This is a genomic window from Vagococcus sp. WN89Y (genome assembly GCF_052220145.1).
GTDB lineage: Bacteria > Pseudomonadota > Gammaproteobacteria > Enterobacterales > Enterobacteriaceae > Kosakonia.
The window spans coordinates 24137-49660 of record NZ_JBQPOM010000011.1 but is presented as its reverse complement, the minus strand read 5'-3'; the positions used below and the strand labels follow the sequence as shown (position 1 = coordinate 49660).

Annotated in this window: 24 protein-coding genes and 2 pseudogenes; 11 read left to right on the top strand and 15 right to left on the bottom strand. The window is 50.4% G+C overall.

Annotation, left to right across the window (positions count from 1 at the left end; translation table 11 throughout):
- Positions 1-28 precede the first annotated feature (28 nt).
- Together ACTU3N_RS02060 and yjiA are read left to right on the top strand one after the other, a co-directional pair.
- Entirely contained in the window at positions 29-232 is a 204-nt protein-coding gene (locus ACTU3N_RS02060) for a YbdD/YjiX family protein (protein WP_443084470.1), read from the top strand.
- Between the two features lie 10 nt (positions 233-242).
- Positions 243-1199, top strand: coding sequence for a GTPase (gene yjiA, locus ACTU3N_RS02055; protein ID WP_443084469.1), 957 nt, complete (start codon positions 243-245; stop codon positions 1197-1199).
- A 58-nt stretch (positions 1200-1257) separates the two neighbouring features.
- On the opposite strand, the gene ACTU3N_RS02050 is transcribed toward yjiA, so the two are convergent.
- Together ACTU3N_RS02050 and ACTU3N_RS02045 are read right to left on the bottom strand one after the other, a co-directional pair.
- Positions 1258-2628: an NAD-dependent succinate-semialdehyde dehydrogenase gene (locus ACTU3N_RS02050; RefSeq protein WP_443084468.1), complete on the bottom strand. Its 1371-nt coding sequence runs from the start codon at positions 2626-2628 to the stop codon at positions 1258-1260.
- Positions 2629-3072: 444 nt separating this feature from the next.
- Entirely contained in the window at positions 3073-3330 is a 258-nt protein-coding gene (locus ACTU3N_RS02045; RefSeq protein ID WP_443084613.1) for a type II toxin-antitoxin system RelB/DinJ family antitoxin, read from the bottom strand.
- 87 nt (positions 3331-3417) lie between these two features.
- Between ACTU3N_RS02045 and ACTU3N_RS02040 the strand changes: the two genes are divergently transcribed.
- From ACTU3N_RS02040 to ACTU3N_RS02020, 5 genes and pseudogenes are all read left to right on the top strand, one after another.
- Complete coding sequence (locus ACTU3N_RS02040) at positions 3418-3933, top strand: VOC family protein (RefSeq protein ID WP_443084467.1); 516 nt, start codon at positions 3418-3420, stop codon at positions 3931-3933.
- A gap of 113 nt (positions 3934-4046) precedes the next feature.
- Positions 4047-5327 (top strand): DUF445 domain-containing protein, encoded by a 1281-nt coding sequence (locus ACTU3N_RS02035; RefSeq protein ID WP_443084466.1) that lies wholly within the window; start codon positions 4047-4049, stop codon positions 5325-5327.
- An 87-nt stretch (positions 5328-5414) separates the two neighbouring features.
- Positions 5415-6566: a double-cubane-cluster-containing anaerobic reductase gene (locus ACTU3N_RS02030; RefSeq protein WP_443084465.1), complete on the top strand. Its 1152-nt coding sequence runs from the start codon at positions 5415-5417 to the stop codon at positions 6564-6566.
- A 3-nt stretch (positions 6567-6569) separates the two neighbouring features.
- Positions 6570-7339: pseudogene (yjiL, locus tag ACTU3N_RS02025) on the top strand (putative 2-hydroxyacyl-CoA dehydratase activator YjiL).
- A complete protein-coding gene (locus ACTU3N_RS02020; RefSeq protein ID WP_443084464.1) occupies positions 7339-7581 on the top strand; it encodes a DUF3343 domain-containing protein in 243 nt (80 codons plus the stop codon). Before yjiL ends, ACTU3N_RS02020 begins: the two are co-directional and overlap by 1 nt.
- A 6-nt stretch (positions 7582-7587) precedes the next feature.
- Here the strand turns inward: ACTU3N_RS02020 and ACTU3N_RS02015 are convergent, their stop codons facing one another.
- The 6 genes from ACTU3N_RS02015 to ACTU3N_RS01990 form a co-directional block, all read right to left on the bottom strand.
- Positions 7588-8655 (bottom strand): DUF2955 domain-containing protein, encoded by a 1068-nt coding sequence (locus ACTU3N_RS02015; RefSeq protein WP_443084463.1) that lies wholly within the window; start codon positions 8653-8655, stop codon positions 7588-7590.
- Positions 8645-9712: an HlyD family secretion protein gene (locus ACTU3N_RS02010; RefSeq protein WP_443084462.1), complete on the bottom strand. Its 1068-nt coding sequence runs from the start codon at positions 9710-9712 to the stop codon at positions 8645-8647. Before ACTU3N_RS02010 ends, ACTU3N_RS02015 begins: the two co-directional genes overlap by 11 nt.
- Before the next feature lie 4 nt (positions 9713-9716).
- Positions 9717-10181, bottom strand: coding sequence for a MarR family transcriptional regulator (locus tag ACTU3N_RS02005; protein ID WP_443084461.1), 465 nt, complete (start codon positions 10179-10181; stop codon positions 9717-9719).
- A gap of 98 nt (positions 10182-10279) precedes the next feature.
- Positions 10280-10696: a FosA family fosfomycin resistance glutathione transferase gene (locus ACTU3N_RS02000; RefSeq protein ID WP_443084460.1), complete on the bottom strand. Its 417-nt coding sequence runs from the start codon at positions 10694-10696 to the stop codon at positions 10280-10282.
- Positions 10697-10758: 62 nt separating this feature from the next.
- Complete coding sequence (locus ACTU3N_RS01995) at positions 10759-11808, bottom strand: DUF1176 domain-containing protein (protein ID WP_443084459.1); 1050 nt, start codon at positions 11806-11808, stop codon at positions 10759-10761.
- A 106-nt stretch (positions 11809-11914) separates the two neighbouring features.
- Positions 11915-12523, bottom strand: a complete 609-nt coding sequence (locus ACTU3N_RS01990) for an ATP-dependent Clp protease proteolytic subunit (RefSeq protein WP_443084458.1) — start codon at positions 12521-12523, stop codon at positions 11915-11917.
- 746 nt (positions 12524-13269) lie between these two features.
- Between ACTU3N_RS01990 and ACTU3N_RS01985 the strand changes: the two genes are divergently transcribed.
- On the top strand, positions 13270-14235 hold the full coding sequence (locus ACTU3N_RS01985; protein ID WP_443084457.1) for a winged helix-turn-helix domain-containing protein: 966 nt from the start codon (positions 13270-13272) through the stop codon (positions 14233-14235).
- The gene (locus ACTU3N_RS01980) at positions 14207-14677 is read left to right on the top strand and encodes a hypothetical protein (protein WP_443084456.1); all 471 of its coding nucleotides are present in this window, start codon (positions 14207-14209) and stop codon (positions 14675-14677) included. Before ACTU3N_RS01985 ends, ACTU3N_RS01980 begins: the two co-directional genes overlap by 29 nt.
- A gap of 591 nt (positions 14678-15268) precedes the next feature.
- On the opposite strand, the gene ACTU3N_RS01975 is transcribed toward ACTU3N_RS01980, so the two are convergent.
- Complete coding sequence (locus ACTU3N_RS01975) at positions 15269-16246, bottom strand: sigma-54-dependent transcriptional regulator (RefSeq protein WP_443084455.1); 978 nt, start codon at positions 16244-16246, stop codon at positions 15269-15271.
- Positions 16247-16669: 423 nt separating this feature from the next.
- On the opposite strand from ACTU3N_RS01975, the gene murQ reads away from it, so the two are divergent.
- Together murQ and murP are read left to right on the top strand one after the other, a co-directional pair.
- Positions 16670-17581, top strand: coding sequence for an N-acetylmuramic acid 6-phosphate etherase (gene murQ / locus ACTU3N_RS01970; RefSeq protein WP_443084454.1), 912 nt, complete (start codon positions 16670-16672; stop codon positions 17579-17581).
- A complete protein-coding gene (gene murP / locus ACTU3N_RS01965) occupies positions 17581-19020 on the top strand; it encodes a PTS N-acetylmuramic acid transporter subunit IIBC (protein ID WP_443084453.1) in 1440 nt (479 codons plus the stop codon). The genes murQ and murP overlap by 1 nt, the downstream gene beginning before the upstream one ends.
- A gap of 111 nt (positions 19021-19131) precedes the next feature.
- Here the strand turns inward: murP and foxA are convergent, their stop codons facing one another.
- From foxA to ACTU3N_RS01935, 6 genes and pseudogenes are all read right to left on the bottom strand, one after another.
- A complete protein-coding gene (foxA, locus tag ACTU3N_RS01960; protein WP_443084452.1) occupies positions 19132-21225 on the bottom strand; it encodes a ferrioxamine B receptor FoxA in 2094 nt (697 codons plus the stop codon).
- 138 nt (positions 21226-21363) lie between these two features.
- Positions 21364-22353, bottom strand: coding sequence for a helix-turn-helix domain-containing protein (locus ACTU3N_RS01955; protein ID WP_443084451.1), 990 nt, complete (start codon positions 22351-22353; stop codon positions 21364-21366).
- Between the two features lie 211 nt (positions 22354-22564).
- A pseudogene (locus ACTU3N_RS01950) lies at positions 22565-22777 on the bottom strand (hypothetical protein); the annotation flags it as partial.
- A gap of 39 nt (positions 22778-22816) precedes the next feature.
- A complete protein-coding gene (locus tag ACTU3N_RS01945; RefSeq protein ID WP_443084450.1) occupies positions 22817-23041 on the bottom strand; it encodes a hypothetical protein in 225 nt (74 codons plus the stop codon).
- 308 nt (positions 23042-23349) lie between these two features.
- Complete coding sequence (locus tag ACTU3N_RS01940) at positions 23350-24303, bottom strand: ChuX/HutX family heme-like substrate-binding protein (RefSeq protein ID WP_443084449.1); 954 nt, start codon at positions 24301-24303, stop codon at positions 23350-23352.
- A 234-nt stretch (positions 24304-24537) separates the two neighbouring features.
- Entirely contained in the window at positions 24538-25218 is a 681-nt protein-coding gene (locus ACTU3N_RS01935; RefSeq protein WP_443084448.1) for an OspG family effector kinase, read from the bottom strand.
- Positions 25219-25524: the final 306 nt, after the last annotated feature.

Here is a 25524-nt window from a genome sequence, read left to right as displayed (position 1 = left end):
TGTCGGGCTTTGTTCATCAGGATGGGTTATGTTTGGTAACTTAGGCGAAGCCAAAAAATATCTCGGTCAGGCGGCGAAAATGCTGATTGGTATCCCGGATTACGACAACTATGTTGAGCATATGAAGACCAACCATCCGGATAAACCGTACATGACCTACAACGAATTTTTCCGCGAGCGTCAGCAGGCACGTTACGGCGGGGATGGCAAAGGCGGTGTTCGCTGTTGCTAAAGGAGACGTTATGACCCCCATTGCAGTGACCCTGTTAACCGGTTTTCTCGGCGCAGGTAAAACTACCCTTCTGCGTCATATTCTTAATGAACAGCACGGCTACAAAATAGCGGTGATTGAGAACGAATTTGGCGAAGTTTCTGTAGACGATCAGCTGATTGGCGATCGCGCTACGCAAATCAAAACCCTGACCAATGGCTGCATCTGCTGTAGCCGCTCGAACGAGCTGGAAGACGCGCTGCTCGATCTGCTCGACAGCCTCGATCGCGGCGATATCGACTTTGACAGACTGGTGATTGAATGCACCGGTATGGCCGATCCCGGCCCGATTATCCAGACCTTTTTCTCTCATGAGATCCTGTGCCAGCGCTATCTGCTGGATGGGGTGATTGCGCTGGTGGATGCCGTGCACGCCGACGAGCAGATGAATCAGTTCACGCTGGCGCAGTCGCAGGTGGGCTATGCCGACAGAATTTTGCTCACCAAGACAGACGTTGCGCCGGAAAACGAAAAACTGCGCGAACGCTTGAGCCGTATCAACGCCCGTGCGCCTATTTACACCGTGACGCATGGCAAAATCGAGCTGGCACAACTGTTTAATACCAATGGTTTTATGCTGGAAGAAAATGTCGTGGCGGCAAAACCCCGCTTCCATTTTATGGCGGATAAGCAAAACGATATCAGCTCGATTGTGGTGGAACTGGATTACCCGGTGGAAATTGGCGAGGTCTCACGGGTGATGGAAAATCTGCTGCTCAGTTTTGCCGAAAAGCTGTTGCGGTATAAAGGGATGCTGTGGATTGACGGCGAGCCGAACCGCCTGCTGTTTCAGGGCGTGCAGCGCCTGTATAGCGCCGACTGGGACAGGCCGTGGGGCGAGGAAACGCCGCACAGCACGCTGGTGTTTATCGGTGTGCAGCTCCCCGAAGACGAGATCCGCGCGGCATTTGCGGGGCTGCGTAAATAACACACAACCCTGGCTTTATACTTCATCCTCTCCCGACCGGGGAGAGGATGTCAGGAAATCACCGGCGAACCACAACCAGTTTCTGGTTCACAAACTCTTTAATCCCCAGGTCGGAAAGCTCTCGGCCAAAACCGGAGCGTTTCACCCCGCCAAACGGCAGTTCTGCGGCGGTATCCGTCAGCCAGTTGATATAAACCATGCCGGTTTCGATACGTGAGGCCATCTGTTTCGCACGCTCAATATTACGGCTGAAAATCGCCCCGCCGAGACCAAAGTGTGAGTCATTCGCCAGGCGAACAACTTCTTCGTCATTATTCACGACATACATCTGCGCCACCGGCCCGAAAAACTCTTCAAAGTACGCCGGGTTATCCCGCGTGATATGCGTTAAAATCGTCGGTTCGAAGAAGTTCCCCTGGCTGTCCGCAGGTTTTCCGCCCAGATGCAGTTTTGCGCCTTTTTGCACGGCAGCGCTCACCTGCTGAGAGAGGGTTTCCAGCGCCTCTTTCGAGGAAAGCGGGCCAAGCGTGGTGCTTTCATCCAGCGGATCGCCCATCTTGACCTGACGGAATGCTTCGGTAAATTTATTGAGGAATTCCTCGGCAATATCCTGATGCAGGATAAAGCGTTTGGCGGCGGTACAGACCTGGCCTGCGTTATTGAGGCGCGCCTGCACACCGATTTTCACGGCTTTTTCCAGATCGGCATCATCCAGCACAACAAACACGTCGTTACCGCCCAGCTCCAGCGTCGCTTTCTTGATATGTTTCGCTGCCTGTGCCGCCACCGCGCTGCCCGCTTTTTCCGAACCGGTCAGCGCTGCGCCCTGAACACGCGGGTCAGCGATAATTGCCGCGACCTGATCCGATGAGATAAACAGATTGGTCCACGCCCCTTCCGGCGCACCGGCTTCACGCACCAGATGCGCAAACGCTTCGGCGCAGTGCGGCACGATACTGGCATGTTTCGCCAGCACCGGGTTACCGGCGGCAAGGTTCGGCGCCAGTACGCGCATTAACTGGTAGTAAGGGAAGTTCCAGGGTTCAACCACCATAATCGGCCCGACAGGATGATGCTCAACCCAGGCTTCGCCCAGTTCAGAGGGGTATTTTACCGGTGCAAGAAAGGTTTTTGCGTTATCCGCATAATAGCGAGCGATTTGCGCACAGAGTTTTACCTCACCACGGCTTTGCTCTATTAATTTCCCCATTTCCTGACTGGCGATTTTTGCCAGTTCTTCCTGATTGCTTTCCAGCAGGTCAGCAAGTTTATGCAGCACCGGCAGACGCTTGTCGATACTGCCTTTAGACCATTCTGAATGATAGAGCGCATCGGCCTGCTTCAGTGCCGCTTCAATATCTGCTTCGCTGTGGTTGGGATACTCTTTAATCAACTGATTGTTAAAAGGATTCACTGTCTGGTAAGCCATATTTCTTTTCTCCTTAATTTACTGCTTAGGGTATTAAGGGTAGTAAAAATGGCTGAGGTTAAAAGTAAAGTTGAGTATATACGGAGGGTTCTGATATAAAATCATGGATCGCACTTACCGGGCTGGAGAATCGTGAAGATAATAAATAAACACAGAAAACCCGCCAATAAATTAATTATTATCCATTTTAACAGGGTTATATTTATTCGAATTGCCTCGCATTTTATTTTCACTGTATTTACATGTAGATAATAGGTTCTCAAGTGCATATTGAAATAATGAACGGCTGCTTTACCATCGCCACAAAATAATGTATTACCGGAAAGAAACAGAGACATAATAACTGCCGTCTCATGCCTATCTCTCCGGCAAGATTTATTGTAGCGCACCAGGCTTTAATAAAGGGTTTTTGTATAATCAGAACGGTAAGGCAGTGGCGTGCGTTTACTCTTTCCCATCGTTTAAGCTATCCATAAGCTGATCAATACCTTTAAAGCGTCCATGTTGATGTGCGACTATCTCTTCGGTTTCCGCCATTGCTTTACGCAGTCGCGCCGTGGGTTTACGCGTCACTTCAAAGGGAATGCCTTCGGTTTTCACACTCTGTTCGGCAAACAAGCGAATGGCGGTACTCCAGTTCAGGCCACAGCTTTCAAGCACCGAACCAGCGCGGGCTTTTAAATCGCTATCGAATAATGGAATCCATAAAACCTCCTCTTAGCTTGTAGCCACAAAAAATGTACTTTGCACGTCGTCTATGCTTAAAACTGACTCGTTAAAGGAGGAGCCATGACCATTCGCGGAATCGATCATATCGGTATTACCGTCCCGGATATTAAAGCTGCTACGCGTTTTCTGATTGAAGCGCTGGGTGCCGAACTTATTTACCAGTCCGTCGCGCCGGACGAAAAAGACCTGGATAATGAATCACAGCAAAAAACGCTGCGCCTGGTGCCCGGCACGGTAATCAAAGCGATAAGAATGCTGAAATTACACCACGGGCCAGGGATTGAACTGTTTGAAATGCAAGGGCCTGACCAGCGCGAACCGCTACGCGCCAGCGATTTTGGCCTACAACATTTTGCTGTCTATACCGATGATATCGCCGCCGCATTGCAGCAGTTTAAAGAGGCGGGTGGCGAAGTGTTTACCGCGCCGCAGCCGCTCGGTTTCCCGACCGAGAAAGGCGAAGGGAATCAGTTTTGCTATGGCCGCACGCCCTGGGGCACTATCGTCGAGTTTATAACCTGGCCTTCACCAATGCCTTATGAACAAGACACCTCGCTGCGCCGCTGGAAGCCATAGCCGTTTTGTTCCTCGCTAAACATCATGCGCAAAGCTTCTGACATTTACGTTGCGCAATTTGCTTATGATTTAACCTTTTGCATAAACCTGTCGTTGGGTTATATGCTTAAACCATGGACAAAGTCACAGAACTTAAACGCGCCAAGCACCTGGCACTCTCCCTGCTACTGATTGCGGCAGCGGTTTTTATTACTACGCTGTTTCTGCCGCCTAACTTTTGGGTCAGCGGTGTCAAAGCGATTGCCGAAGCAGCGATGGTCGGCGCGCTGGCGGACTGGTTTGCGGTCGTCGCTCTCTTTCGCCGCGTGCCGCTGCCGTTTATTTCGCGACATACGGCGATTATTCCGCGTAATAAAGACCGGATCGGCGACAATCTTGGCCAGTTTGTGCAGGAAAAATTCCTTGATACCCAATCGCTGGTGACGCTTATTCAGCGCCATCAGCCCGCGCAGATGATAGGCGTCTGGTTTAGCCAGCCGGATAACGCGCGTCGCGTCGGCCAGCACCTTTTGCAGGTGATGAGCGGTTTTCTGGAGATGACCGACGATACGCGCATCCAACGGCTACTTAAGCGCGCGGTGCATAAAGCGCTCGATAAAGTAGATCTTACCGAAACCAGTGCGCTTATCCTTGAAAGCCTGACCCGCAACAACCGCCATCAGGTGCTGCTCGACAGCCTCATAGCTCAGCTTATCGCGCTCTTGCAGCGGGAGAGCAGCCGCACCTTTATTGCGCACCAAATAGTGCACTGGCTGGAAACCGATCATCCGCTGAAAGCGAAACTGCTGCCAACGGAGTGGCTCGGCGAGCAGAGCGCGGATCTTATCTCTGATGCGGTAAATTCACTGCTGGACGATATCAATGATGACCGCGCGCACCAGATCCGCCTGGCTTTCGATCGCGCGACGTTAAAACTGATCGCCAACCTGAAAACCGATCCGGAGATGGCCGTACGGGCAGAGAACATCAAAGATTATCTGAAAAACGATGAAGCGTTTAACCGCTATATCGGCGAGATGTGGGCAGATTTGCGCAACTGGATGAAAGCCGATATGCAGGCCGAAGATTCGCGAATGAAAAAACGCATCACCGATGCGGGCCTGTGGTTTGGCGAAACCTTGCTGGCCGATACGGCGCTACGCACATCGCTGAATGAGCATCTGGAGCAGGCCGCTTACCGCGTCGCGCCGGACTTTGCCGCATTTCTGACGCGCCATATCAGCGACACGGTGAAAAGCTGGGACGCGCGGGATATGTCGCAGCAAGTTGAGCTGAATATCGGTAAAGATTTGCAGTTTATTCGCATCAACGGCACGCTGGTTGGCGGCACCATCGGGCTAATTCTCTATCTGCTGTCACAACTTCCTCTGCTGATAAATTTTTCTGCTTTTTAACCCGCCGGGATCAACATCCCCCTTATTTTTACACGGTTATAATGCGGCGTCTTTTTCATCATCTCCCGTGTCACGGGGAAGGAAATCATGTCGCTTATCACTGAACTGCCGGCCATTTTCGAACAATTCTCCGCCGCCCGCCAGAAAGGCTTTCTGACCGTGATGGATCTCAAAGAGCACGGTGTTCCATTAGTGGGCACTTACTGCACTTTTATGCCTCAGGAGATCGCGATGGCCGCCGGTGCGGTGGTGGTTTCGCTGTGCTCCACAAATGATGAAACCATTGAGGAAGCGGAGAAAGATCTGCCGCGCAACCTCTGCCCGCTTATCAAGAGCAGCTATGGTTTTGGCAAAACCGATAAATGCCCCTACTTCTATTTTTCCGACCTGGTGGTGGGAGAAACGACCTGCGACGGCAAGAAGAAAATGTATGAATACATGGCGGAGTTCAAGGCGGTGCATGTTATGCAGTTGCCAAACAGCGCCGCCGATGCGGCCTCGCGCGCGCTGTGGAAAGCAGAGATCCTGCGCCTGCAAACAACCATCGAACAGCGATTTGGTCAGCCCATCAGCGAAGCCGCGTTGCGTGACGCTATCCGGTTGAAAAACCGCGAGCGGCAAGCGCTGGCTAACTTCTACCGCGTCGGGCAGCTTAATCCTCCTGCGCTGAGCGGTACGGATATCCTGAAAGTGGTGTACGGCGCGACGTTTCGGTTTGATAAAGAAGCGCTGATTGACGAGCTGAATACGATGGCCGCGCAAATCCACGCAGACTGGCAAGCAGGAAAACGCCTCGATGCGCGCCCGCGCATTCTGATAACCGGTTGCCCCATAGGCGGTGCGGCGGAAAAAGTCGTGCGCGCCATCGAGGAGAACGGCGGCTGGGTCGTGGGCTATGAGAACTGCACCGGCGCGAAAGCCACCGAGCGCTGCGTTGATGAGCACGGCGATGTTTACGATGCGCTAACCGATAAATATCTGGCGATTGGTTGCTCCTGCCTCTCGCCCAACGATGAACGGCTGAAGCTTTTGAGCCAGATGGTGGAAGAATATCAGGCCGACGGCGTGATTGATGTGATTTTGCAGGCCTGCCACACCTATGCGGTTGAATCGCTTTCCATCAAACGCCACGTGCGCCAGCAGCATAACATTCCTTATATGGCTATTGAGACGGATTACTCCACGTCTGATATCGGGCAGCTCAGCACCCGTGTCGCCGCTTTTATAGAGATGCTGTGAGGCATGACGGTGTTTAGCATAGGTATTGATTCAGGCTCGACCACCACCAAAGGCATTCTGCTGGACGGCAGCACTGTCGTGCGGCGTTTTCTCTGCCCGACCTCGTTTCGCCCGGCGGATTCGATTGTCACAGCGTGGGAAACATTACGCGCCGATCTCACACAAAAACCCTTCCTGACGCTGACCGGTTACGGGCGGCACAACTGGTGGATTTTGCCGACAAACAGGTCACCGAAATCTCCTGCCACGGTCTTGGCGCGCGCCTTTTGCAACCCGATGCGCGCAGGGTGATTGATATCGGCGGCCAGGACAGCAAAGTTATCGAGCTGGACGCGCAGGGGAATCTGACCGATTTTCTGATGAATGATAAATGTGCGGCCGGAACCGGGCGCTTTCTGGAGGTGATTTCCCGCACGCTGGGAACGCAGGTCGAACATCTGGATACTATCACCGATGGCGTGGAGCCGCACCCGCTGACCAGCATGTGCACGGTTTTTGCCGAATCAGAGGTGATCAGCCTGCGCTCTGCGGGCATCGCGCCGGAAGCCATTCTGGCCGGCGTGATTAACGCGATGGCCCGGCGCAGCGCACATTTTATTGCCCGCCTCTCCACGCAAGGGCCGCTGCTCTTTACCGGCGGCGTCAGCCATTGCGCGACCTTTCGCCGGATGCTGGCAGCGCATCTTAACAGCGAGGTTTTTACTCATCCGGACGCCCAGTACGCCGGTGCGCTTGGTGCCGCGCTGATTGGGCAGCGCCAGAGGAAGCATTGATGAATGCGTATTTGCTGCTGTTTCATAACACACCCGGCGTGTTGCAAACACGCAAAGCCTTACAGGCCGCTAATGTGGAGTTTCGCGTGCAGGATATTCCGCGCGCGCTTCGCGGCGGATGCGGGCTATGCATTCGCTTGCACTGCTTACCAGAGGACGCGTTGCGCTGGGTTATCCCTGGCGCAACGCAGGCGATTTACCGCTGCGCCGGAGAAGAATATGTGCTGGTGAAAGAATGTTGACCCTGCCTACTGCTCCTCAATCACGTAGCGAGTGGCTGCAAAACGATTCAAAATCAGATGCACCAGATAGATCATCGTTAAGGTGCCTAACAGCGCTACGGTGACCGACACAATACGATAGAGATCGCTGAATACCAGGTCGGTGTCCGGGTGAAGGTTCTGGCCAAACATAATGCCAATGGTGGTGACGCTGGAAAACCCAACGCCCGCGCCGACTTTTTCCATCACATGCAGCCGCGCGCTGAAAGCCAGCCCCAGGCCAATTAGCGGCATCATTAGCAGCATATGACTGCTGTGGTTATAAAGAATCAACTGCACCAGCAAAATATACAGGCAGGCGATGATCACGCCGACCACGCGCCACAGCGAGCTAAGTACCGCGCCGCGATAATGCATCGGAAAGAGGATCAAAATCCCCGCCATCAATGCAGAAAGTGAATCACTCAGATCGCTGATTTGAAAGACCACAAAGATAAGCGTCGCTACCGTTCCCGCCAGCAGAGATTCGTGACGCACGCGGGCTGCGTTCTTCTCAATTATCGGCGGGCGGTTGCGCGGCTCCACATCCGGTATCAGGTAATTCATCAACGCACTTAGCGCCACGGCCATGATGCTGGCTTCAATATTGGAAAACAAAAGCGTATGCCAGTCGCTGGAGGGATAGCTCATAAAATTGAGCATCGTGCTCTGGCACACAACGCCCGTCGATCCAAACAGAAACAGCGCGCCTTTGCTCATAAAGCGAAAACGCATCACATACAGCGCAAACACCACCAGCGTCATAATAACCGGCCAACGCGACAAATAGCCGATGATAAACACCATTTCGACGCAGTTGATGACCGCGCTGAAAATAAACTGTTTCGCCACGTGGCGGTTAAATACCGGCACCAGCGACAGCAGCATTACCGGGTAGACCACGTAAAACACGCCGTATTGCGTGTTGTAAAAGCTCGACACGCTCAGGGCTATCATCCCGGCGAAGACGATGCGCAAGGTCTGGCGAAAATCATTCGCGGTATAAACGATATTCCCGTACGGGGTGAACACACGGGCCAACGCGTTAATAGACATAGTGCAGCAAGCTCACCAGATGGATTTGCAAGCCAGAGAAGAAGCGAGCAAACGGTCCTTCGCTGTTATAAAGCTGCACCGTGGCGCGCGCGCCGGTGGGAAGCTGCCTGGGTAATGGCTCGTCAAGCGCCAGATGAATGCGCATACGCTGTGCATCACGTACCCAGCGGTTCGACGTTTCTGGTGCCGACAACTTACCATTGACCGCTTCCTGTCCGGCCAGAATCCCCGCATCGCTGCTGGTCACATGTGCTTTAAAAACATGCCCTGGCAGGGCATCAAACACCACGGCGGCATCGGTACCCACCTGCGTATGACGCAGGCTCTTTTCACGAAAATCCGCCACGATATCGGTTTTATCATGTACCAACGCCAGCGCAGCGCTGCCCGCTGGCGCGTAAAAGCCGGGGCTAAGTTGCAGGTTGCTCACCGTGCCATCCATTTCGGCGCGCACTTGCGTCCAGCCGAGATTAAGCTGTGCTTGTTCCAGCGCGTTACGGTATTTTTGCAGCGTAACGTTGCGGGCCTCATCGCGCTCGCCGCGTTCAATATTTAACTCATCAATACTGGCGCGCAAGTTATCAACCGATTGCACACTGCTTTGCCAGGCGGTGCGGACTTTATCCAGATCGGCTTGCGAGACATTTTGCATCGCGCTAAGGCGCTGATAGCGATCAAACGTCAGCCTGTCGTTTTGCGCCGTCAGTTGTGCGCTCTTCAGGCTGGCTTGCGCGGCGACAATTTTTGCGTCCAGCTGCTGGTTGGCCAGACGCGCCTGTGCGAGAGCTATCTCGCCCGCTTCGACCTGGTTTTTAAAGGGTGTCGCATCCAGCTCGAACAGCACGTCGCCGCGCTTCACCTGGCTGTTATTCTGCACGTGCACCTGTGCGACGTAGCCAGAGACGCGGGCGGAGACCGGCGTCACGACACGCATCACGGTGGAATCAGGTGTGAGCGGGATCCAGATGTCGGCAACGATAAAATAGAGAAACATCAACAGGAAAGAGGCAATACTGACCCTTACCCAACGGGCAAATTTCTGTTCTGGCGTCATCATTTTCTTATTCGGTTTTATCTTCTTCGCGCATTACGCGCAAATTGCAGGCGATATGATTCAGTGTGGCGCTAAATTGCTGTAATTCCGCCGCCGGGATGTTACTTGCCGCGCGTGCCTGGCAGGTTTCGATCACGTGCGTAATTTTCTTCAGCATCTGCTTTCCCTCTGCCGTTAGCGCCAGCAGGCGAATGCGCTTGTCGTACGGCGATGTCGTACGCACAATCAGCCCCTGTTTTTCCAGCTGTGTAAGGGTGCGCATAAGCGGCGGCAGTTCAATGCCCTGCACTTCCGCCAGCTCGCTGACCGAAACGTTATCGCCCAGCTGGCTCAGCTGCATCAGCACCGTCCAGCCCGACTGGGTTATCCCTGTATCACTCAATGCGCAGTCGATAGTGGCGCGCCACTGGCGGACAACCATCGCCATCCGCATACCCAGCGGTCGACGCGCAAACAGTTCTTCTTCGGTCATGCAGTCCCTCATTTTGCCGGGGGAGTAAAATAATAGTTATCAGGGTAAGTATCAAGAAATGGGGAGCCAAAGAGCATGGATTGCGAAAGAGAACGATGCTAATCAAAAAACACCATGCCTTTATAAGGGTGCGCCCGACATTCGGCCAGGCGCTGCGCCAGGTTACCCACATGTGCTTCCAGCTTGTGGCCGTCAGGATCGAGGAAATACCAGGATGCGCCTTCGCTTTTGTTCTCTTTCCAGCTCACCACGCCCGCTCGCGCCAGTCGGTCAACAAACGCGCTAAAATCGCGCGCCTCCACACTGAACGCATAATGGGTGTAGTCACTTTGCACAGCAGAAAGCGCCTGGCGCTGTGCGTCCAGTGACAAGCACAGCCAGAGATCGCCACAGGTAAGATACGCGCCACTGTCCCAGCGCGCGTGCAGTTTTAATTCAAGCAACTGATGATAGAACGCAACGCTACGATCAAGGTCACTGACTGCCAGCGTTAAATGATTAAGGCTGCTTAACATATTTCTCACCGATATAGTGCCACGCCACTACTTGCCCCTTCACGCATAGGTGCGAGGCTAGTCTATTTCGCGTCTTTAACTTCGGCCACAAACTCCGGCAGATCCCATGTGCCCCCGGTGCGGATATAGCGGCACATGCCGGTTGTCGATTCGCTGCTCTTACGGAAGGTTTCACCGTCCCACACCCATTCTGCCGAAGCCCAGCAGTCGCCAATACCGCGCCCGCGCTGGCCCAGCGATATGACGCCGTCGCTGTAATCCGTCGCCGAGTTGGTGATAAATTTAGGTTCGCCTTTCAGGGCGTTATCGACAACCCAAAAGCCGTAACCTTCATTGTACGCACCGCGCCAGCAGAGCGCAGAAATCACGGCGTGCTTGCTATCCAGCGGCGTCAGGGTGATGTCATTGTCCCCGTCAATCACTTCTTCTTGTGGCGCGGAGAGACGCTCACACTCATTGCTCGCGCTAAGCGCCGCAAGCAGACGCGGTTTCAGGGTCGCGATTTCGGCCTTCGTCAATGGACGATCTTCGCCCTCCGCCACCGATCCTGCCTGAATCACCGGCGCAGCAATGGCTGCGGCTACGCTATCTTCCGCTTTATCGCCTTTCTTACTCAGCGCGCCAGGGGTGCCTATGCGACGCTGGACGTCATCCATTTTCAGCAGCACCGCGTAGGCGCCATCGTCTGAGAGCACAAACGGCTTTGCGCCACCTTTAAATTCAACCTTGCTGCTGCCTTTTACCGCTTCAATCAGGCGGCTTGCCTGCTCGTCAGTTAAGCGCCAGGTGTCATTATCTTCCGTGGCAATATCGCCAAGCGAGTTGCCATCAATCCATAGCGTCAACGGTGCCTGCGGCGCGGTTTCGTCTGCGTCCATCTCTGCCAGCACGACGTCTACCGTCACTGGCGTGTTTGGCCCCGCTTTGCGGGTGATAAGTACCGAACCGCTGGCCTCTTCCTCCGCGCTATAACCCGCCGCCCGGCAGGTCAGGGTGTTATCACACACCACTTCCCAGTCTTTATGGTCAAATGAGATGCCGTTGGGTTCTGCAAGCGCGGGGAAACTCAGCGACGCCATACATAACAGCGCCGCCTTAATACTGCTTTTCATGCTATCACTCCGTAGATATTCATGCCGCCAGGGTGCAGATTATGTGTCAGGAAGAAGGGGAATGAACAGAGAAATAGCCTTCCCCGAATGAGGAAGGCCTGGTACGTTAATCAAGGTTCAGTTCAGTAAAGGATTTCACCACGCGGGAAACAATACCGTAGTCGATAGCCTCTTTTGTATTCATCCAGAAGTTGCGATCGGTATCTTGCTTCACTTTTTCAACCGGCTGCCCTGTTGCATCGGCAATGAGCTGGTTGACGCGCTCAAGCATACGAATGATCTCTTTGGCTTCTATTTCAATATCACTCGCCTGGCCACGCACGCCGCCAAGCGGTTGATGGATCATAAAGCGGGTGTTCGGCAGCGCATAGCGGTGCTCTTTTTTCGCCGCGAGGAAAATAGTGATCCCGGCGCTGGCCACCCAGCCGGTGCCGATGATATGCACTTCCGGGGTGATAAACTTAATCATATCGTGGATGGTGTCAGCCGCTTCGACATGCCCGCCCTGACTATTGATATAGATTTTAATTGGCGCATCGCTGATACCCTGGAGCAGTAACAGTTGCGTCACCACCTTCTCAGTAAGCGCCTGATTAATCTCGCCGGAGATGATTATCGAGCGGGAATCCAGCAGCTTTTGCTGCATAAGCTGCGTAACATTGGCAGAACCCGGCTCTTTTTTGTCGTCGTCTTCTTCACTATTAATAAAGTGCATCTCTTTGCTCCCCATCAGTTTATTCAGCTAAGCATAGCCCAACCCGGCACTGGCGGAAACAACAGCTTTGCACCCACCGGGAACGCCCCGGTTCCTTTAGTTCAGCGCGACCAGTATCACACCGACACAGACAGTTTATTCACCACTTCAATACATAAGCGCAGAAAATGGCTGAAAGGCTACCGCTGTCATGCGCAACGCAGCGACGTTTAACTAATTAAGAAATCAATAAATTAAAACATTAAGTGAAAATTCTTTTCCGCTTAATTAAGATTAAGGAAGTATTAGAGGAAATAAAATTCCACAACATTAATCTCCGGACTCTGCTCATATACTGGTTGCTTTTTTTAATTTGAAAAGCTTCATCCTTCGCTTAATCGCCAGGAATGACCGCTTTTTGTTGGAACAAGACATGCCTCTTTTAATAAAATTAATATATAATGCAGCGCTATGAACAATATGACTTTTGATATCCAGACCGGTAATTAAAAAACATACCCTCAGGTCACCGTGTAAACGGTAGCATAACTTTTATCTTATAAAACAATCGTTTTATAAGATTAAAATTATCAACACGGTCGTCTTATAACCAGTACGCTGAGAATGGTTAATCATTGCCAGACAGGTGGGTGTTCTCTGCATTGCGATAAAAACAAACCGTTTATAAGCCTGCACTTTTGTAGCTTATTCACTTGTTTATCGTCATTAAATATTGCAACAGGATAGATTTGATCTCTTGAGTAAATATGAATAAACATTATTGCACCATTAACAACTGGCTAATTGATCAACCCTCAGGCTCTATCCTTCATTTAGTGACGGGAGAAAGTAAACGCCTGGGAATGTATCAACTCAAGCTGCTTGATGTCCTGCTTAAAAATGCTGGCAAAATTTTTACTCGCGAGGAACTCACCACGCTGGTCTGGGAACGTCGTGTCATTGGTAACAATAGTTTGCCAAACGCAATCCACGCGCTGCGCACCGCGCTTGAAGATGACGGCAAGCAGCAGCGCATTATCAGAACCATCCCTAAGCACGGATATGTGCTGGAGCCAGAGTTTTGCCAGGTCGTTGAAAAAGATGATAAAGAGGTCAATCTGCCCAGCCTGCCACCGCCTGAGGAAGAGGAAGATATCCTGTCTGAAGCGGAAGGTGACGAAGAAACTCTGCAGCTGCAAGCCGATGTTGAGAGTGACCCGCTGCCGGTGGCTATTGCGCCTCCTCCTGCGCCGATTGAGTTAGTGCAGCGCCCCGGGCCTGTGGCTCCAGCCCGAAGCAACCGCTGGAAGGGAGGACTAACGCTGGCAGTGATTGTGCTGTGTATTATGACTTGCTGGTATCTGCTGTCTAACCCTTACAGCAGGCGCGCACCGCAAGAACTGGCAAAAGGGGTTTATAGCAATATCCACCTCTTTACGCTGCCCGAGCACGGTGGGCCATTGCAGGATCAGGCTTCGACATATAATCGTCTGAAAGACCTGTATTACATATTAGATCAAGAGCTTAAGGCGAAGTCCATCAAACTCAGCGTCTATTACAACAACGCTAACCAAACGCTGAATTACACCATGCGTTTGTATAACGGCTGCGAACAGAAATTGCTGGCTATGCAGATTTATCACTGGCGCGCAAATCCGGACGCGTTTAAAACTTTGATCCAAACCGAAACTCAGAGAAAAATCAATGAAATGGCAACCTGTAAAGCGAAGTAATCTGTTTATTCTGGCGACACTGATTGTTCTTGTTGTTGTAGCCTCTGTGTACCTGTTCCGTAGCTTGCATATGGAACTTAAACCGGGTGGTAACGCCACGCTGCAATTCGGTTTCTATGACCTGATGTTGGATCAAAAAGAAATTTATGACTCGCGCATGAAGACCGCCGGTAATCGTATCATGAGCAATATCACCAGCCCTGACGATAAAAAGTTTGTGCTGAAGGGCGATTTTACACAAAGCCGCCAGGTAGGAAACAGGCTCTACTTTACCTATACACCTATCTATTTTATGCCCGCAGAACACAGCCGTATGCTGGGTGGGAATGTTGACTTACTGGTGAACTCTGAATTCTGGATGCGTCAATACACGCTGGACGGCGTACAGCTCGTTATGATGCAAAACGGCATGATTTACCTCTATCCTTTAGAAGATAAGTAAGTACCTACTTCAAACTGGTGTCTTGACAAATGCTAAGGCACCGCATTTCTTACGGTTGCCTGGCAACGTTTATGGTTAATTTTTGCCAGCCATGTTCTTCCCGTACGAATCCCGACAGATTATCAATACAGACACTGTGCTCCAGCGCCCGGCATCAGGCATTTTGCAGCAATGTATAATGACAAGCGTTAACTAAACACACAGCCCCGGTGAGGTAAGCGAACCCGGCTGGTTGAATTGTTCAGGTTTTCGCTGACGTGAAGGTACATTTTCAGGGGTGTCAAAAGCGCGGTGAGAGGCTTAATCCTGGGTATAAACGGTAGGGAAATCCAGCAGCAGCGCACATTGCGCCATCCCTGGCGCTGCGCCTCATCCAGCACGACACAATGCGTCTGTAGCCCGGAAATCGATGTATCTTTCCCACGCGTTTTTCGTCCAACCATAGTTGGTTAGCGCTCACACCCTGGCGAACAAGCGCGCCATAACAGGCCGACAGTTCCGTCTCATTTTGGCCATTTAGCAACAGTACCACTTTGACCAGGGGGTCAGTTAACCGTTGCGTGCCTTTCTATATCACAATCTTTGTCACGATTAGATATAACAAGATATATCGATACCATCTTCACGCATGGAAGCGAGACGATAACGTAACGCGCGTGGAGTAATACCCAGCGTCTCCGCTGTCCTGGATTTGCTGCCATTGTGTCGTTTGAGCAACTCAATAATGTACTGGTATTCCGCCAGTCGCCCGTGCCGCTTCACATCAGTTATCTCACCAGAAGAAGGCTCTTGCTGCGCATGCAAAAGCGGTAATCCGACGCCTGAATCCGGCGCTGTAATGCCCAGATCGGCTGCGGTGATTTCCTCACCATTGCAGAAAATAAGCGCACGCTGGATGACATTTTCCAGTTCGCGCACGTTGCCAGGCCAGTCATAACTCAGTAGGGCCTGTTGTGCCTGTTTATTGAGAAAAACCGGCCCCGAATGAAAGGCCTGATATTGCGTAATAAAGCGTTGTGCCAGCGGCAAGATTTCCAGCGGACGAGTGCGCAGTGGCAAAATAGTCAGTGGCACCACGGCAATACGATAGTAGAGATCCTGACGAAAACGACCGGCGGCAATCTCGCTATGCAGGTCACGATTAGTGGTAGCTATTAGCCGGATATTTAGCGCAGCCGCAGGTTGTCGGGCTATTTCCAGCTCCTGCAACCTTCGCACTAATTTTGCCTGTTGCGTTGCAGGCATATCCGCTATTTCATTGAGCAGTAATGTGCCCCCGGTCGCCGGGCCATATTTTTGGCTAAGACCATTAGTTTCTTCATTGATTACGTTTTTTACATAGCCAAATAATGTTTTATTCAGGCTGGCTTCGGTAATCGTTGCACAATTTAACGCAACAAAAGGTGCAGCATTATCGTTGGCATTCGCATGAATGAATTTGGCAACGTACTCTTTGCCTGTGCCAGTTTCTCCGTTAATAAGCACCGGGACATTATACTTTGCGGCCCGAAGCGCTAATGAAAATACATCCAGACCCGATGAGGAATACGTAATAAATTCATTTTTCATGACGTAATATTTTGGTTATTAAAAAATTACCTGCCGAAGCTCCGAAAGTATACTTATTCGAAACTGAATGTCTTATCATTCCTTAACATTAAAAGATTAATTCATATAAAACATATGAATGCATATGTATACACATGAGAACATAAGGGATAAATAATTTTTTAATGATAGCTCCTTAAAACATATCAATTTATATTAAGTTCAGGTCACTATCTTCACGGGCATAACGGATGATTTTTCTACTGTCAACGAGACGTGACTATCAACCGCAGTTATAAAATTTTCTTTATGAGCCGCGTCATAATTGCTTAAAAAGAATATATTATTCTTATTTATATTAGCGCAAATAATATATCATCCATCCTTAACGCGCCGCAGCTTCTGCACGGCAGGAAAACAAGTACAGAATTAAGCGAGATGTTAATGAACCTTGATCTAACCAAACTGACTACCGAAGAACGTAATACCGCAAGCGCCAATATCGATATGCTCTCAACCGAAGAGATGCTGAGAGTGATTAATAGCGAAGATCAAAAGGTCGCGCTGGCTGTCGAACGCGTGATTCCGGCAATCACCCAGGCTGTAGATGCTATTGTGGCCGCCTTTTCGCAAGGTGGCCGCCTTTTTTACTGCGGTGCGGGCACCTCCGGTCGTTTAGGTATTCTTGACGCCAGTGAATGCCCACCAACCTATGGTACGCCGCCAGAGCAGGTGATCGGCCTGATTGCCGGAGGCCAGCGCGCGATTTTACAAGCCGTGGAAAATGCAGAAGACAGCCTTACACTGGGCGTTGAGGAGCTTAAAGCGCTTAATTTTAATGCCCGGGACGTACTGGTGGGCATTGCTGCCAGCGGCCGTACGCCTTATGTGATTGGGGCCATGCAATACGCCAAAAGCCTCCATGCAACCACCGTGGCACTGAGTTGTAATAAAGGTAGCGAAATGGCCCGCATTGCTGATATTGCTATCGAACCCGTGGTCGGCGCAGAAGTCGTCACCGGTTCGTCGCGGATGAAAGCAGGTACGGCGCAAAAACTGGTACTGAACATGCTTACCACCGGTGCAATGATCCGCAGCGGCAAGGTATACGGTAATTTGATGGTTGACGTCTCGGCAACGAATCAAAAACTGGTACAACGGCAAATTAATATTGTGCAGGAGGCGACCGGCTGCGATGCGCAGGCTGCGGCTCAGGCGCTAAAAGCATGCGACGGCCATTGTAAAACGGCCATCGTGATGGTGCTGGGTCAAATCAGCGCCGCAAAAGCAAAACAACTCTTAGAAGATAACGGTGGATTTATCCGCAAGGCTTTGGGCAACGCGAGGGTGAGTTGATGGCGAAAATGACAGGGGAATTTATTGAAGCAATTCTGGAAAGGGTGGGTGGGAAAGAGAATGTTAAAACCAGCGGAAACTGCATGACGCGACTGCGATTAACGCTGAATAACGATGCATTAGTCGATTACGATAGCCTCAAAATTCTCCCCGGCGTGCTGGGTGTCATCAACAGCAACGATCAACTGCAGATAATCGTCGGCCCCGGTAAAGCACAAACCGCGGCAGAGATAATGAACACCCTGATCGAAGGCGAGGGAGTGCATACCGAAACGGCGTCGCTAAAAAGTGTCGCCAGCGATACAAAAAAACAGATGAAAGCCAGGCAGACCAGCGGCGTGCATCAGTTTTTGTCTAAATTTTCCACAATTTTTGTTCCGCTCATTCCTGGATTTATCGCCGCCGGGATGCTGCTGGGGTTCGCCACGCTAATTGAGCAAAGTCTGCTGACCGATGCCGCATCAAAAAATGCAACACTTGTGCATATCGTCGGTTATATGAAAATCTTCGGTAAGGCGCTGTTCACTTTCCTGCCGATTTTGATTGGCTATAACGCGCAGCAAGCTTTTGGCGGCAGCGGCGTCAATGGGGCGATCCTTGCCGCACTGTTTGTACTGGGTTACAACCCCGCGGCCACCAGCGGTTACTTCTCCGGTATCGATAACTTTTTCGGCATGGGTATCGATCCGCGCGGCAATATAATTGGCGTGTTGATAACCGCAATCATCGGAGCCTGGATAGAGCGACAGATCCGCAAAGTTGTGCCGGATAACCTGGACATGATCCTGACCTCAATGCTGACGTTATTGATCACCGGCGCGCTGGCGTTTACGGTCATTATGCCGATTGGTGGCGAGCTATTTAAAGGTATGTCATGGCTATTTTTGCACCTGAATGGTAATCCGCTCGGTTGCGCTGTGCTGGCCGGTCTGTTCCTGATTTCTGTCGTCTTTGGCGTACACCAGGGGTTTATCCCGGTCTATTTCGCGCTGATGGATACCCAGGGTTTTAACTCTCTGTTTCCGATTCTGGCAATGGCGGGCGGCGGTCAGGTAGGCGCAGCGTTAGCGCTCTATTTTCGCGCGGCAAAAACATCCGTTATCCGCACGCAGATTCGCGGGGCGATAATTCCAGGCCTGCTGGGTATCGGCGAACCGTTAATATATGCCGTTACCCTGCCGCGCGTTAAGCCTTTTGTCACCGCCTGTATCGGCGGCGCGTGCGGCGGTTTTTTTGTCGGCACTATCGCCTGGTTTGGCTTACCGGTCGGCCTCAATACCGTATTTGGCCCCTCCGGTCTGGTGGCATTACCTTTAATGACGTCCGCAGTCGGTATTTACACCGGGATGGCGGTCTATGCGGCGGGCATGGTTTTTGCGTACCTGTCAGGTTTTGTGGTTACCTGGTTCTTTGGGCATAAAAACGTCGACTTGAGTTAAAAAAGTGAATGCCGAACTGGCATGGTTGATATTGTTCCCGGAAATATAAAAAGTTTTTAACTTGCATCTTTCTGCAATGCGTGGCCCGGCAAACGTCGGGCCACTCTGTTGTCAGAAGGCGTAAGTAAGGCTACCGATGATATTGCGCTCAGCACCAAAGTAGCAGTATGTGAGAGAATTACAGGCCGCGATATAGCGTTTGTCAGCAACATTATTGACGTTCAGCTGTGCACGTAACCCTTTTAAACCGATGTTCGTCATATCATAACCCACCGCAACATCCCACAGACTATAAGAGGGCAGCGTATGCGTATTCTGCCTGTCTGAAGTCAGTCCGTTGACATAACGCACGCCGGAACCGAGGGTCAGGCCATTAAGCGGCCCGCTTTTGACCTCATAGCTTAACCAGGCACTGGCCTGGTTACGCGGCGCATAAACGGCGCGTTTCCCCTGCTCGTCTGCGCTGCTTTTTTTGTATCGAATATCGGTATAGGTATACGCCGCCTGCACACGCAGGTTATCCGTTAACTGCCCTACCGCCTCCAGCTCCAGACCTTCGGACTCAATTTCCCCCACGGAACGGTAAGGATCGGTCGGTTCAACTTTAGTGGCGATATTCTTTTGGTTAATACGAAACAGCGACGCGCTATACATCGTCTGTGCGCCTTCCGGCTGCAACTTAAGCCCCGCCTCCCATTGCTGGCCTTTCATTGGCTCAAGCAGTTTACCGGTTTCATCAGCAAAACTGGTCGGCGTGAACGCTGTCGAGTAGCTGACATAGGGCGCAAAACCGCTATCAAAGAGATACATTAGCGCCGCGCGACTGCTGAAGTGCCCCTTTTCCAGCGTATCGCTGGTTTGACTCATTTTATTCACATTGGTTATCTTAACCCGATCGTGACGGCCACCCAGCGTCAGGCGCCATCTGTCCAGCGACAGCTGATCCTGTAGATAAACCCCGATTTGCTCAAGTTTGTGTTTTTCGCGGCTGTAAACAGAAATCGACAGCGGATCGGCACCGTATACCGGATGGAAAGCATCCAGTGCGGGGAAGCTGCCGGAAGAGGCGGTGACATTGTTGCTGCGGCGTTGATAATCCACGCCAAACAATACGCGATGATTGATACTGCCGGTATCAATGCTGCCATCGAGCTGATTATCCAGCGTGATGGCCGAAAGGGACTCATCAGAACCGGAATAGCCACGGTTCAGCTCGCTCTCATTAAGCCAGCCCGAAGCATAAACCTGATTGAGTAAAACTTTTGTTCGCAGGTAGCGCAGTTTCTGGCGCACTGACCAGCCGCTGTCGAAAGCGTGTTCAACGTTATAGCCGACCATATTTTCACGGCGCTGATATTTGTCGTAATTATCTTCGCCTTCGAAGAAGGTGTTGGCAATTTTCCTGCCCGCGTGCGGCGTAACGGTGCCTTCATAAGGCAGGCCGGAGTGGCTGCCCCCTTGCGGATCACGGTGCAAATAGGCCATCAGTTCGAGACGCGTTTGATCGCTGATACGCCAGGTCAGGCTCGGCATAATGGCATAGCGCTGCTCTTTGAGATGATCGAATTGCGAGTTGGCGTAACGCGTCATCCCGGTTAAACGTACCGCGACACGATCGTTCTCATCAACAGGGCCAGTCACATCAAAAGCCGCGCCACGCTGATGGTTGTTACCGCCGAAGAGTTTCACTTCGCCGCCGGCATCAAACGACGGTTTGCGCGACGTCAGCGCCACTATCCCGCCAGGCGATGAGCGCCCATAAAGAACGGAAGCCGGACCGCGCACCACTTCTATGCTGTCGAGAAACCAGGGATCGACAACCAGCGAGCTGTGTGAGTTGGTATCCCCCATCATTTTTAAGCCATCGAGATAGATATTATCGAGGCTCCCATCGGAAAAACCGCGCAGGACAATGTAATCAAAGCGGTTCGATGCACCAATCTGGTTACTGTATACGCCAGGGGTATAGCTCACGGCCTGGCGTACACTCGTTGCGCCCTGCTCTTCGTACTGCTGGCGTGTAACAATTGAGACCGCTTGCGGCGTTTCGATGTCCGGTGTCTCAAGCTTAGTTGCACCGCTTTGCATGGATGAAGTTACCACTACGGTATCCGGCACCGCAGCGGTTTCCTGGGCCTGAGCCGCGATACTTATCCCACCGGTAATCAAGCCAATCGTCAGTGCCAGTCGCGTTTTTGCGAACATGAAAATCTCCAGAAGCCATTATTATTGTAAATAAGAATTATTACCTTTTTGGCTCAACAAACAGCTATGCGCAATGACGATTCACCTATGCGCAGTGACAAAACGCATGATTAAAAGCATTGAGGTGGAGAATAAGTATCAGGAGGCCCGCATTTCGCTCGGCGCCACACCGTAGCGGCGGCGAAAAGCAGTAGAAAAGTTAGTTGCGTGTTGATAACCAGACATCCAGGCTGCCTGCTGCACAGAGTAGCCCTGCGCCAAATAGCGCCGGGCAAGTTCAAGACGGCGGTCGCGCAAATAATCAAATACAGAATGACCATAGGTCTGGCGAAACTTAACGCGCAAGCTGCTGGAGCTCATGGCGGCCAGTTGGGCTAATCCCGCCAGGGTGTACGCTTTTTCTGGCTGCTGCTCCAGTAAACGGCGCACCGTTTCCAGCCGGTTCAGCTCACCGCCAGGCACACGTTTCTCAAAACCTTGTGTACGATAGGCGAGCGCATGACCCAATAATTGCAGCATGATCCCTTCGACGATCAACTGGCGGGACAAACCCGCAACCGTAGGCTGCTGCAAGCCGGAGAGAAGAAAGCCAGGAACGTGCCAGATAAAGGTGGGAGCGCCGTGCGCTTCCCACTGTTGCAAAAGCGCGCTCAACAGCGGTGACTGCCTGTAGCTATCAGGATCGACGCCCAGTGAGAAGGTACGCAGGTGATAATCTGCCAGATGGCTAGCGTTCATCACCTGATGCTCGCTCAGGCGTGATGTGAAAGCCATACCGGAACGCACCACATATTGCTGGCCGTTGACGCGCAGCATCACACTGCCTTCCAGCACAACCAGAAGATAGAGCGGGCAGTAATGTAGCGAGGTCGTTTCATAAGGTTGCAGCACACGAACATCAGAGCGGGTCAAACTAAGACCACTGGAAAGCGCTATTTCTTCAACGTCTCCCTGAAGCACCCTGCTCTGCTCTTTACTGAACGCACGACCCGAAGCCAGCGAGGGGAAGCGGTAATCTATCCCGTAACGCTCACCAAAGCCGATAAAATCGTCAATCGAAAAGTATTTTTTTTGCATAGCGCAGCCGCCGCGATCCCATTGCCCAACGTCGGACGAAACGCTGTACACATTAGCATCCACGTCATGCCGCTTCAATAATATTGATAACCATTCTCATGTAAAAGCAATAGCTCAGCGATGCTATCCGTTAGCAGTACAGTGAAATACTGTCTGTGCGTTTCGTCCGCCAACGGCGGCGTAACAGAGTTACAAAAAACCTAAAGAGCGCCACTCAATTAATAAAAAACCCCTGATAGTGAAAGATATTTATAAAAAGAAATCAGAGCTCGCCTGTCTCACTAAAATCATCACCTTCAACCTCAGCTAATTTATCTGAAACCCGCGCCTTTATTTCTGTTATTAATAAATCATGTGCATCCAGTTGTTCTTCATTGGCGAGCTGCTTCTCTGCATCCGTTGCGGAAAAATAGTGATAATAAACGTTAGCCATATCTATTGGATAGAAACGATTCGTTTCTGCTTCATAAAAAACATTGTTGCTCTCAACTAAGCACGCCGATCCTTCTTCATATTATTTAATGAACGCCGCACATTCATTATAAAGTTTTTCTCGCCCTTCTGGCGTATCTTCTTTTAATGCTTTATAAAGTTTAGTCGGATTATCTTCATACACTAAAGTATCAACACCCTCACCAATAACATCATCATCAGAAAATGATAATTCTTTATTGTGAAAGGCGGACTGAGATTGGGTAAATATTTCTGAACGAAGAGTTGAGGACGAGGTAACAAGCATTATTATGCCTGTAAAATTTAAATGTAAGGTTTTCCTTATGGATTACAAGCCGGGTGAACCTTACACCCCTGTTCAATTTTTTCTTTCAATAAACGCTCATGATTAAGTAAATACTTATAAAATTACAAAAAAACGTGTCATTTATTTACCCACTATTACTGTGCCACTTTTGCGACATTCTGTTTACTGCCAGGCTGATTCTCAACACCACGGCCCTGGTAAAACAGATGAAAAAATTCCCCGTCATCGTGGTGATGATAACGCTTTCCTGCGATACGGGGCTATTGCAACGGGGATAGCGTAAACGACTACGTTCTGGCTGGTGCACGAGGAAGGCTATGCATAAGCGCAGCCCATTGTTTATCTTGCTTTTCGCCCTCAGCCCTTTTGCCATAGAATTGCACGATATGGTTGCTATCTTTATCGAATATTTCAAGGCTGGTAATAAACCCTTGGGTAGAGTTTTTATTCACCACCCAGGCCTGGTCTATTTCATTTAAGGCTATTTTTATTACCGCGCTTTCCCCCTCCCTGGAGACGCCGTGCACAACCAGTTTCTCTGCCGCTTTAAGGTGGACGAGTTTTCGAATCGGGCCTGTATAGACCTGAATCACCGCATCGTTGCCGACAAAAGCCATAAACAGCGAGTGCTCTTTTTCTATGGTTTTCAAAACTGTCATTACGCTTTGTGTCGTAACCTGCACAGCGAGATCCTCCGGCACAGAGCGAAAAGCATCCAGCTTGCTGATATTGAATTGCTTTAACATAGGATAGAAATGGTGCACATCGGTCATGTTGCGCCAGAGCGTTTCAATGCTTTTATCGCTGTCGAATGCTTTACGTTTTATTTGCCGGGAGCAGATAGCCGTTGTTCCTTCACAAGGCTTCTCTTTCGCAGGAAAATGTATTGTTAATACTGTCTCGCTATTTTTGTTTCTGAAGCTGGCCTTAAAATTTCCCTCAGAGAGAGTGTCGTACATAACATGATCGATTTCCCCTGCGATGATACGCAGATCTACCCCATTGGGGTTTAAAATTAAGTGGCCGTTGGCGGAAGGATGAGCAATCTTTCCCTGGACACGCATCAGGGAATGCGCTGAAGGCCCGTTGGTGGTAACTTCCATAGTTCCCGGGGATATTTTTTTGATAAAGGAAAATATTTTTGCAAGAGAAGTTTGGGAAGTCGATGGCGTATTATCAATCCCCCAATCCTGACTGGTATTGTTGATAGAATAGTCTGCCCTACCTGATGCATTTATCATTACAAGCCCCACATATACTTAAATAACGGATTATGGTTCAACAACCGTGTATTAACAGCAGGAGGATAACGCCTTATATTCTGGAGATGTTTTGAAAAAAATAAAAATCTAAAATTACCCAACTGCAAATATAATATGACGTTTAATTGCGCAGATAGAAACAGATTACAAACAACATTCTGCGCAAAAAGCGTTTTTCAAAAATTAGTCACAGCTATTAGCTGTACATAATAGCTAATAATGATTGATCAGATCTTTGTGATAAGCATTGCCTCGTATGCAATTATTGCTTCTCAAATCCTTTTGTTTACTAACAGTTGAGTAATCCTGTCGGGAGGAATAGCTTCTGTCATTAATAAAATCAATAAGTTCCTGTTTTTTGATTTGATACAGCTTGCCCATCACCTGCGCGCCAGCGTTACCCGACTGCAATGTGAGCTCGAAGAAATTACTAAAATCGATGGGGTAAAAACGGTTTTCTTTCTCACAATAAAGCACATTCTCCAGCTTCAGATCAGCGTGAAAAATACTTTTCCTTTCCATCTCATGCAGCATTTGCAAAAAAAAATGTAACGCATTCGCTGGAAAATACGTTATGCGATCCATGGACTCTCCTGACAGTTTATTCATCTTCAGACAGAAATGACCATCAAAATCAAGTAAAAATGCCGATCCGGCCCCGTAAAATTTATTAAAGAGATCACACTCCTCTTCGAGTTGCTCTTTGTTAAAAGCATTTTCTCTTCGTAATGTTTTAATAACCATGCCCGGATTATCGGCATCCTGCCAGACGACGCCATACTCTCCTTCGCCAATCTTCTCACCAGGGGAAATATTATTTCTATCGCACTTGTTTTGCGTTTTTCTTATAGAAAAGAAGTTAGCGACTCGGTTGATGCGCAGGCTGACAGGCATTACTGATCCTTAAAATATAATTATGGTCTATGGTTTAATGCGCGGCGCAGCTTATCGGAACCTTGATTTTTTTCTGTCATTTATCGCTTATCTTAAAACAAATTTGTATGTGAGAGCCTGATTCATCTGCCAGCGCTTTACAATAAGGAACACGGCCGCCTGTGGATTTGCGCTTATTAGCATGCGCGTATGCCATTTGCTTTTACCGCGACCAGACGCCTTTTACAGGCTCTCCAGGCATAGCAAGGTTATTACGAGTGGATAAATTTAACGGCTTACCGGGCAACGTTGTCCCTGTCAGAAAAC